We start from the raw sequence: 8,841 nt of genomic DNA on the forward strand, positions 1-8,841 counted from the left end.
GCTAGCTGCGACGCCGATGTCCGTTGCCTGGATCGCGGCCGCTCGACCGCCTTCTGCGAGCAAAAAAAAGGCCCCGCCGAAGCGGGGCCTGGTCCAGACACGAAGTCCGGAAAACGACGGGATCAGAAGTTGTACTTGACCTGGGCCGAGATCTGACGGCCGTAGACGCTGTAGAAGCCGTCGTTGAACGGGGTCGATTCGTTGCCCGGGTAGTTGTAGCGCTGGCCTTCCGGCAGCTTGTTGAACACGTTGTTGACCATCAGCGACAGGACCAGATCTTCCTGTGCCTGATAGTTCATGCTCAGGTTGTACGTGGTGTACGAACCCCACTTGCCGGCCTTGGCGCCGGAGGAGTGGACATAGCCGTAGCTGCGGCCGGTGTAGGCCAGGTAGTTCGGGGTGCTGCCGACGTAGTTGGCGTACACGGTGGTGGTGAACTTGGCGATGTTCCACGCCACCGACAGATCGCCGCGGACCTTGGCGAAGTTGTCGTAGTACCACATGTTGTACGGATCGCTCAGCAGATCCAGCTTGGCGGCACCCGGCATCGGCTGCACTTCACGCTTCAGCATGTTGGTGTAGTTGCCGGAGAACATCAGCGAGCCGAAGCGGCCGATATCCTGCTGGTACTTGGCCGCCACGGTCACCGCTTCCAGGTTCTGGCTGGCAACGTTGAGCTTCGGCGTGTACACGCGGGTCAGGTTGCCACCGGCATCGCGGGACACCCAGTTGGTCACGTCACCGCAGCTGGCCGAGGTGTTGTTCGGCAGGCCGTTGTGGCACTGGTACTCGGCCAGCAGCAGCTGGTCGCTGCTGAGAGTCTTGACCTCGTTCTTGATCTTCCAGTTGTAGTAGTCGGCCGACAGCGAGAAGTTGCTGACCGGGGCCCACACCACACCTGCGCTCCACACATCGGCGGTGATCGGCTTCAGGTCCGGGTTGCCGGACTTTTCGCTGTACACCGAGGTGTTCTTGTAGAACGAGCAGGCCTCATCACGCAGGCCATAGCCCAGCTGGCTGCAGCGGTAGTAATCGTTCTGGCCGGACGAGTACGAACCGCTCATGCCCTGGAAGGCATCGGACAGGGTCGGTGCGCGGAAGGCGGTACCGTACTTGCCGCGCAGCAGCAGGCTCTCGATCGGACGGAATTCCAGGCCGATGCTGTAGGTGGCCTTGTCGACGGTCTTGTCGGCGATCTTGAAGGCGTCATAGCGGCCCGACGCGCTGACGGTCAGCTTGTCGTGCAGCGGCATGCGCAGCTCGCTGGTGACCGCGTAGTTGCTGCGGTGGCCGGCACCGGCGACGGCGGTGGTGCCCCACACATTGCCATCGACGAACGCCTGGTCCGGCGAGTAGTCCCAACCTTCGCTGCCACCTTCCAGCACGACGGCCAGGCCGGCGTCACCGCCCGGCAGGCTGAACAGCGAGCCGTTGGTCACCTGCACGCGGCCCAGGTTCTGCCAGGTCTTGCTGCGGTGGGTACCGTAGCCGGTGAAGCTGGCGAACTGGTCCGGAGTGATCGGCGAGTAGAAGGCCGCGTAGTCCGGGTTGTAGATGCCGAAGCCGCCAGCCGAGGTGCCCAGGCGCGGGCCCAGCACGGTCTGGCCGAAGAAATCTTCGATCTTGTCCTTCCAGCGCACGAAGCGGTTCTGGTCCAGGCGGTACTCGCCACGGGTGAAGCTGGCGCTGTAGTCCCAGTCGCCGACCATGCCCTTGCCACCCAGGGTGACCTGGTAGGCACGGCTTTCGTCGGAGTTCATGATGTTGTTGTAGTGGCCCGGGCCGATTTCTTCCGGCGCGAAGGCACGCTGCAGGTTCACGACCTTGCCCAGGCCCTGGTCGTAGAAGCCGCCCATGACCGACTTGGTGCCCCACCAGAGGGCGCTGGAGCCGGAGGTGAACTCGGTCTTTTCCTTGCTGTACAGCACGTCGGCGAACAGCTGGAAGTTGTCGTTCACGTCAAAGGTCATCGACGAGTAGAACTGGCCGCTGTTCTTGCCGTTCTTCAGGGTCTTGTAGCCGGCGCTGTACACCGAACCGCAGGACTCGCCCGACGGGCGCTGGCCGACCACGGTGGTGCCGTCATACAGCCCTGCCACGTTGGCGCAACGGCTCGGATCCATCATCAGCAGCTTGTTGTCAGCGTTGGTGATGACGGCGAAGTCGTTCGACGGAACCTGGGCGGTGTAGCCGACCGGGTTGTTCTGGCGGGTGATGTCGCGCTGGTAGCCCCAGATCGGGCTGCCGTTCTCGATCTGCACGTTGAACAGTGCATGGAAGCGGTCATCGAAGGCATTGATGCCCTTGGCAGCGCTGAAGCGGATGTTGCTGCCACCGCCTTCAGTGTAGGTGCCGCCACGGAGGGTCATGGTGCCGCCGTCCATGCGCTCCTTCAGGATGATGTTGACCACACCGGCGATCGCGTCCGAGCCGTACAGCGAGGACTGGCCGCCCGGCAGCACTTCGATGCGCTCGACGATGTCGATCGGAATGCCGCTGATGTTGTTGAAGGTTTCGCTGCCGTTGTACAGCGCCGGATACGAGAGCATCGGGCGGCCGTTGATCAGGTACTTGGTGTAGCCCGGATTCAGGCCGAACATGCCGGCTGCCTCGGCGCCCTGGGTGAACGAACCCGAGGTCTGGCCGCCCTGCAGGCCGCCGGTGGTCAGCGACGACTGCTGCAGCACTTCAGCAACACTGCTGAAGCCGCGGGTCTGGATGTCTTGTGCGGTGATGGACATCACCGGGGTCTGGGTTTCAACCTGGGTCTGCGGGATCAGCGAACCTGTGACGGTGATCTTGTCCAGGTTGGTCGCCTTGTCCTGGGCCATTGCCGGGGAGGCGGCCATCAGAGCGGAAATCAGGGCGACGGCGAGCGTATTGCGACGTGCGGTGTTGCTTACGTATTTCATGTAGTTCCATTGGAGAGCAAAAACAAAATCGGCACTGCGCATGCGCCATCGTGCGCGCTGGAAAGCCAGCTTCGCAGCCCAAAACAGTGCTCTGCGAACGTAACATGAACTTAACAATCTGTGCACGAATCTGTAGCAACCCTGAATTTCAGTCAGGTTGCGTCCAGCTTGTATGATGTTGGGTTATTACCCCTGACCCCGCCGGTGCTCGTTGTGAACAGTTCTCCCCGCCGTCCCCATGCCAGCCAGGTCCAGAAGGGACTGACGCCGCATGCCCGCATCCGCAACGTGATCGCGGTCGGCTCGGGCAAGGGCGGTGTCGGCAAGTCGACCACGTCGGTCAACCTGGCCGTGGCGCTGCAACAGTTGGGCGCGCGCGTCGGCGTGCTCGATGCAGACATCTACGGCCCGAGCGTGCCGGCCATGCTGGGTCTGTCCGGTCGCCCGGAAAGCCCCGACAACAAGAGCATCGAGCCACTGCGCGCATTCGGCGTGGACACCATGTCGATCGGCTATCTGATCGAAGAGGACACGCCGATGATCTGGCGCGGTCCGATGGCCACCTCGGCGATGACCCAGCTGTTCAACGACACCCTGTGGGACGACCTGGACTTCCTGCTGATCGATCTGCCGCCGGGTACCGGTGACATCCAGCTGACCCTGACCCAGAAGATCCCGTTGGCCGGGGCGGTGATCGTCACCACGCCGCAGGACATCGCCACCCTGGATGCGAAGAAGGCGCTGAAGATGTTCGAGAAGGTCGAGGTGCCGGTACTGGGCATCGTCGAGAACATGGCAGTGCATACCTGCAGCAACTGCGGCCATGTCGAGCACCTGTTCGGGGAGGGCGGTGGCGAGCGCATGGCCGCGCAGTACGGCGTGCCGCTGCTGGGTTCGCTGCCGCTGCAGATCGGCATCCGCGAGCAGGGCGATGCCGGGACACCCATCACCGTCGCCCAGCCGGACTCGGTACCGGCGCAGGCCTATCGTCATGCCGCACAGCGCCTGATCGAGGAAGTGGGCAAGCGCCCGCGCGCCTCGATCCCGATCCTGTCGTCGCTGCTGTAAGGGACGGGGGCAGGGGCCGGCGACGATGCCCGGCCCCCTGCTAGAATCCTTGCGCCCCCTCGTATTCCCCAGGACAAAGCATGAGCATCAAGAGTGACCGTTGGATCCGCCGCATGTCCGAGCAGCACGGCATGATCGAGCCGTTCGAGGCCGGGCAGGTCAAGCAGGCCAACGGCGAGCGCATCGTCAGCTACGGCACCTCCAGCTACGGCTATGACGTGCGCTGCTCGCGCGAGTTCAAGGTGTTCACCAACATCAACTCGACGATCGTCGATCCCAAGCATTTCGACCCGGGCAGCTTCGTCGACATCGTCGGTGACGAGTGCATCATTCCGCCGAACAGCTTCGCGCTGGCACGCACGGTCGAGTACTTCCGCATTCCGCGCGACACCCTGGTGGTGTGCCTGGGCAAGAGCACCTACGCGCGCTGCGGCATCATCGTCAACGTGACCCCGCTGGAGCCGGAATGGGAAGGCCACGTGACCCTGGAATTCAGCAACACCACGCCGCTGCCGGCGCGCATCTACGCCAACGAAGGCGTGGCGCAGATGCTGTTCTTCCAGGCCGCAGCCGATGACGTCTGCGAAACGTCGTACCGCGATCGTGGTGGCAAGTACCAGGGCCAGACCGGCGTGACCTTGCCACGTACCTGACTGCCTGCGTCAGCGCGTATCGGTAGCGCCGGGCCATGCCCGGCGTTTCCGTTTGTGCGGCCGCGCGCTGCTTTCGCCGGGCAGGGCCCGGCGCTACCTTATTTCCCGCGACCGAACAGCATCGCGATACCGACGCCGACCAGCGCCACCGGCCACCAGGTCAGCAGCAGCTTGGACAGGTTCAGGTGGGTCCAGCCCAGGTTGCTGGCGAGCATGAACAGCCCGACCAGGATCAGCAGGACGGCGGCAACGAGGTTGAATCGCATCGGTCGGCAACGGCTCAGGACTGGGCCGGATATCCTAGCCGTTCCTTCCAGTAGGCGACATGCTGGTCCAGCGCCGCCGGCTCGTAGCGGTGCGCTGGACCGCTGCCCCAGACCGGTCCCGGCCAGGCCGGATCGCCGTCGTGGCGGCCGATCACGTGGAAGTGCAGCTGGCGCACGATGTTGCCCAGCGCGCCGATGTTGATCTTCTCCACCCCGTCGGAACCGTGCAGGGCCTTGCAGGCGCGGTTGAGCTCTGTGCGCAGCTTGTCCTGCTGCTCGCCGTCCAGCTCGATCCACTCGGTCACCCCGGCCAGGCGCGGTACCAGTACCAGCCAGGGGAATCGTTCGTCGTTCATCAGCCGCACTTGCGACAACGGTCCTTCCGCCACCAGCACGCTATCGGTGGCCAGGCGTGAATCGAGTTCGAAATCGCTCATCCAAGATGCTCCGAGAAGAAGTCCAGGGTGCGTTGCAGCGCCAGGGTGGCGCTGTCTGGATCATACGCATGTCCGACCTCCCGGTTGAAGGCGTGATCGGCCGGATAGACGTAGGTGGCCATCTGCGGCAGCTTCTGGCGATGGGCCTGGATGGCTTCCGGCGGGATGCTCTTGTCCTGGGCGCCGAAGTGGAAGATCACCGGGGCTTTTGGCGTCTCATCGAGGAACTGGACGTTGCGAGCACCGTAGTAGCTGACCGAAGGCAGGCCCAGGCGCAGCGCGGACAGCAGGGCGACGCTGCCGCCCCAGCAGTAACCGACCGTGCCGACCTTGCCGTAAGGGGCCAGCCGGGTCGCTGCGGCACGGACCACCTCCAGTGCCTTCTCCATGCCCAGAGCGGTCACCCGCTCCAGGCCCTGCTTCACGCCGTCGGCGTCGTAGGGCAGGGCGTCCGGATCGGCATCAGCGCCATCGACCAGGTCGAAGAACGACGGCGCCAGCACCGCATAGCCTTCGGCGGCAAAGCGCTCGGCCACGCTGCGGATGTGCGGGTTGGCGCCGAAGATTTCCTGCACCACCACCAGCCCGCCGCGCGGGGTGCCCTCGGGCAGGGCCTGCCAGGCGCGGACAGGGCCATGATGCGTATCCAGGGTGATCCACTCGGCCATCGTCATCTACCTCGTTGTGGGGAACCGGACTGCATTGTCGGTGCTGCGCGGGTTAGCGCGGTGTCAGCGGCTGTGCGTGATCAGGCGGCTGGCCATTCAGAGCGCGGCCGCCAACCCCGGTATACTGGCGCCCTTTCAGGCCCCGGCCCCCAGGAACCCCTGCCACGACGGCAGGGGCCCAAGCCCCCAGAGTCCCGCGATTCCATGCCCCAGCTGAACCCCAAAGTTGGCTTCGTCAGCCTTGGCTGCCCGAAGGCATCGATCCCTATACTTTATACGCTCAAGCACAGATTGGTGGAGCCGGCATTGATAGAGGAGGGCGCCCATAGTGGGTGCCCTCGTTTGAGGGTCAAAGCAGTCGCCCTTTATCGTTAACCGCCGACTGTCGCTCCGCTTCCAGTGCCCGTGAACAATACTGTGTAGATGATCGTAGCGACGATGTTGAGACCGATGTTGAGCGCCACCATCCGAACAAATTTCCAGCCTTGCCTTTTATTATCATCTTCAGTTTCCGCGGCGTGCTTTCGGTCGCCTGCGGTGAAATTGAAAACGACTTTTCGCCCCTCAACAGCGGAAAGCGTTGTATAGACCTTGCTTGCAAGCTTGTGAGAGAGTTTGGCGGCTGGGGAAAGCGAGTAAATTGCCAATAGCGTTGCAATGGCGCCTGCTGCTATGGTCGAAGGAATTTTTTCTGCACCAAACCCCCAGTACAAGAGCGAGGCGACTAGCAGCGCCCAGGATAGAAGCAGCCATTGATCAACGAATGTCGCGATTCCGTTTCTATACTGTTTCACCGAATAGAGTGTCGGGTTGATCAGTCTTGGCTGGGGGCGGCCCTTGTACCAGTCCTCGACAAGTGCAATCAGCTCGCGGCTGAGTTGCGCATTGATGAAGTCAACTCGGCAGAAGGCTGGTGCGGCGATTTCGTCTAGCTTGTCGAGCTCATCCGCGTTCCCGGCGCCTAGCATGTGGAATATTTGAGATGGCTTAATATCTCTGGAGATACGCAGGAGTAGAGTGTGTCTCTGCGGGGCGGCGTAGTCCCGCATGTTGACAAGAAAGTCCCACTTGACAACGATTTCTTGAATCTTTTCCGACTCGGTCCAGCGGTGTCCTTCGAACTCCGCCCATGTTGAAAATTCCGCGAACTGCGAAGCGTCATACCCAATTTTCGCGGATGTGACATTGACGTCGATGTGATGGGTCTTGAGCTTCTCGTTTACTGACGAGTTTAGCTCCAGGAGGTCGCTGGGCTGCAGGGCGACGGGTGAGTTAAAGATCTTGATTCGCGAATCAGGCTTGCCCGTGAATAGATAAAAAAGCGAGCGGAGGTGATCCTTGGGCACGGCTGCGGTGATGTCTCCCCCATGGGAGGGACTGTTCATGAGAGGCGAGTTCATTGCAAAAATTCCCCTGTGATCGTTCCTTGGTCATCGGGCGAGACCTGCCCGATTTGTGCGTCCTCGCAACGCGAAGGCAGCGAATGATGCAGTGGATTTGATCGCAGTCCAAGGCCTTCCTATCGAGGCTCAACTCGTGTGTAAGGTGCTTGTGCAGGTCGCGAGGTAGAATGCCTGCGCAGTTCGCTAGTGCCTTGGGCACCATGAAGAATGAAAAACTCTTTTAATTCAATGACTAGCGTGGCAACTTCGCCGAAAGTTGGCTTTATTGGCCTTGGCTGCCCCGAGCGCGGGGTGAAATAGACTTTGTGGCTCCTCGGGCCGTCTTCTGGAAACCTGGCTCGATGTGTAAAGTTGTTGGCCCGCGAATAGGGGCAAGAAGCTTGGATCTTCATCGAAGGGATGCGTACATCGTCGCTCTGGCGCCGGCAGTGGTTTTCCTCGGCGTCTATGCATACGAGCGTGGGCGCTACTACTTTCTGAGAGTGGCGCCCGATTTCATCGATCTTTCGCTGAATCGCCTTCTGGCTGGCGGTGTTGTTGTCGGAGCACTGTCGATAACGCTGGTCGGATTGACCTTGTGGATCTGGAAGTACAGCGCCGCCAAGGGAAGAGGCGAAAAAGTCTTCGCTGCCATCTTGGCGACTATAGTCTTTCTGGCGCTGCCAGTTGGGCTCTGGCTTCAAGCGCTGCCGAAGTTTTCCGCGACTTCTGAAGCTGTTGCTGCCTATGTGCAAGCACTGCTTTCAGTGGGCGCCGTGTTCCTCTCTGCCACAACGGTCTATCAAGGGCGGCGCGCTGCTCAGCGCATCGCCGTACATGTAAGAACGTACGAGCGGGCTATGCAATCGGGGTATGAAGCTCGCCCGGATGGCCCAGCCGGAAGCAAGATAGACGGTGATGAACAGCAGCCGGGCTTGGGTGTGACTCTTGTTGGCGCCGTGCCATTAGTAGGCAACTTTGAGCAGTTTGTATCGAGCTTTCCGTGGAAAGCTGTTGGCAGCATCGCTCTCTTGCTTTGGACGGTGGCTGTCTTCGCTGGCCTGGGCTACAGAGTTGAACGGAGTTATAAATACCGCCTATGTCAGGCCGATAGTTTCGTAGCCGACATCCATGGCGACAGTCTGATTCTCAAAGGTTTTGATCCTAAGACCGGCAAGATACTCTCGGCTGTCAAAGTCGTCGAATTGAACGGCGCGGTCCTCGATACCTGCACGCCAAGACTAGTCGGTGCCAGCGGTCTCGTCCTTTCGCATTGAATGTTGCAAACAGTCAGACTGCTCACCGCTCGTCGAGACCTGCGGTGACTGGGGACCGGGTTCACCCCCGTTTTCACGGACACTTACAAGAAGGCCGATTTAGGCCATGAGGAGTGTTCATGTCAAAGCGTAGGAAGTTCAGTGCCGAGTTCAAGCGCGGTGCGGTTGAGCAGGCGAG

The 8,841-nt window shown here is 61.4% G+C and carries 8 protein-coding genes; 3 read left to right on the forward strand and 5 right to left on the reverse strand.

Annotated elements, in window-relative coordinates:
• Positions 1-122 precede the first annotated feature (122 nt).
• A complete protein-coding gene (locus AC07M7_RS16060) occupies positions 123-2,912 on the reverse strand; it encodes a TonB-dependent receptor plug domain-containing protein (protein WP_136639368.1) in 2,790 nt (929 codons plus the stop codon).
• Between the two features lie 213 nt (positions 2,913-3,125).
• On the opposite strand from AC07M7_RS16060, the gene apbC reads away from it, so the two are divergent.
• Both apbC and dcd read left to right on the forward strand, forming a co-directional pair.
• The gene (gene apbC / locus AC07M7_RS16065; protein WP_049447715.1) at positions 3,126-3,980 is read left to right on the forward strand and encodes an iron-sulfur cluster carrier protein ApbC; all 855 of its coding nucleotides are present in this window, start codon (positions 3,126-3,128) and stop codon (positions 3,978-3,980) included.
• Between the two features lie 80 nt (positions 3,981-4,060).
• Positions 4,061-4,633, forward strand: a complete 573-nt coding sequence (gene dcd / locus AC07M7_RS16070; RefSeq protein ID WP_012511735.1) for a dCTP deaminase — start codon at positions 4,061-4,063, stop codon at positions 4,631-4,633.
• A 98-nt stretch (positions 4,634-4,731) separates the two neighbouring features.
• Here the strand turns inward: dcd and AC07M7_RS16075 are convergent, their stop codons facing one another.
• The 4 genes from AC07M7_RS16075 to AC07M7_RS16090 all read right to left on the reverse strand — a co-directional run bounded on the left by AC07M7_RS16075 (position 4,732) and on the right by AC07M7_RS16090 (position 7,389).
• Positions 4,732-4,899, reverse strand: a complete 168-nt coding sequence (locus tag AC07M7_RS16075; protein WP_046983580.1) for a LiaI-LiaF-like domain-containing protein — start codon at positions 4,897-4,899, stop codon at positions 4,732-4,734.
• 14 nt (positions 4,900-4,913) lie between these two features.
• On the reverse strand, positions 4,914-5,336 hold the full coding sequence (locus AC07M7_RS16080) for an HIT domain-containing protein (RefSeq protein WP_006381641.1): 423 nt from the start codon (positions 5,334-5,336) through the stop codon (positions 4,914-4,916).
• Positions 5,333-6,004, reverse strand: a complete 672-nt coding sequence (locus AC07M7_RS16085; protein ID WP_253078232.1) for a dienelactone hydrolase family protein — start codon at positions 6,002-6,004, stop codon at positions 5,333-5,335. Before AC07M7_RS16085 ends, AC07M7_RS16080 begins: the two co-directional genes overlap by 4 nt.
• Positions 6,005-6,375: 371 nt before the next feature.
• A complete protein-coding gene (locus AC07M7_RS16090) occupies positions 6,376-7,389 on the reverse strand; it encodes a hypothetical protein (RefSeq protein WP_495207842.1) in 1,014 nt (337 codons plus the stop codon).
• A gap of 359 nt (positions 7,390-7,748) precedes the next feature.
• Here AC07M7_RS16090 and AC07M7_RS16095 point away from each other — a divergent pair, with 359 nt between their 5' ends.
• Positions 7,749-8,663, forward strand: coding sequence for a hypothetical protein (locus tag AC07M7_RS16095; RefSeq protein WP_495207843.1), 915 nt, complete (start codon positions 7,749-7,751; stop codon positions 8,661-8,663).
• Positions 8,664-8,841: the final 178 nt, after the last annotated feature.

This window comes from Stenotrophomonas sp. GW821-FHT09E08, from assembly GCF_059416125.1.

Excerpts from the sequence above, each read along its gene's own strand:
- AC07M7_RS16060 (WP_136639368.1), bottom strand. The coding sequence starts at position 2,912 with ATGAAATACGTAAGCAACACCGCACGTCGCAATACGCTCGCCGTCGCC.
- dcd (WP_012511735.1), top strand. The coding sequence starts at position 4,061 with ATGAGCATCAAGAGTGACCGTTGGATCCGCCGCATGTCCGAGCAGCAC.
- AC07M7_RS16075 (WP_046983580.1), bottom strand. The coding sequence starts at position 4,899 with ATGCGATTCAACCTCGTTGCCGCCGTCCTGCTGATCCTGGTCGGGCTG.
- AC07M7_RS16080 (WP_006381641.1), bottom strand. The coding sequence starts at position 5,336 with ATGAGCGATTTCGAACTCGATTCACGCCTGGCCACCGATAGCGTGCTG.
- AC07M7_RS16085 (WP_253078232.1), bottom strand. The coding sequence starts at position 6,004 with ATGGCCGAGTGGATCACCCTGGATACGCATCATGGCCCTGTCCGCGCC.
- AC07M7_RS16090 (WP_495207842.1), bottom strand. The coding sequence starts at position 7,389 with ATGAACAGTCCCTCCCATGGGGGAGACATCACCGCAGCCGTGCCCAAG.
- AC07M7_RS16095 (WP_495207843.1), top strand. The coding sequence starts at position 7,749 with ATGTGTAAAGTTGTTGGCCCGCGAATAGGGGCAAGAAGCTTGGATCTT.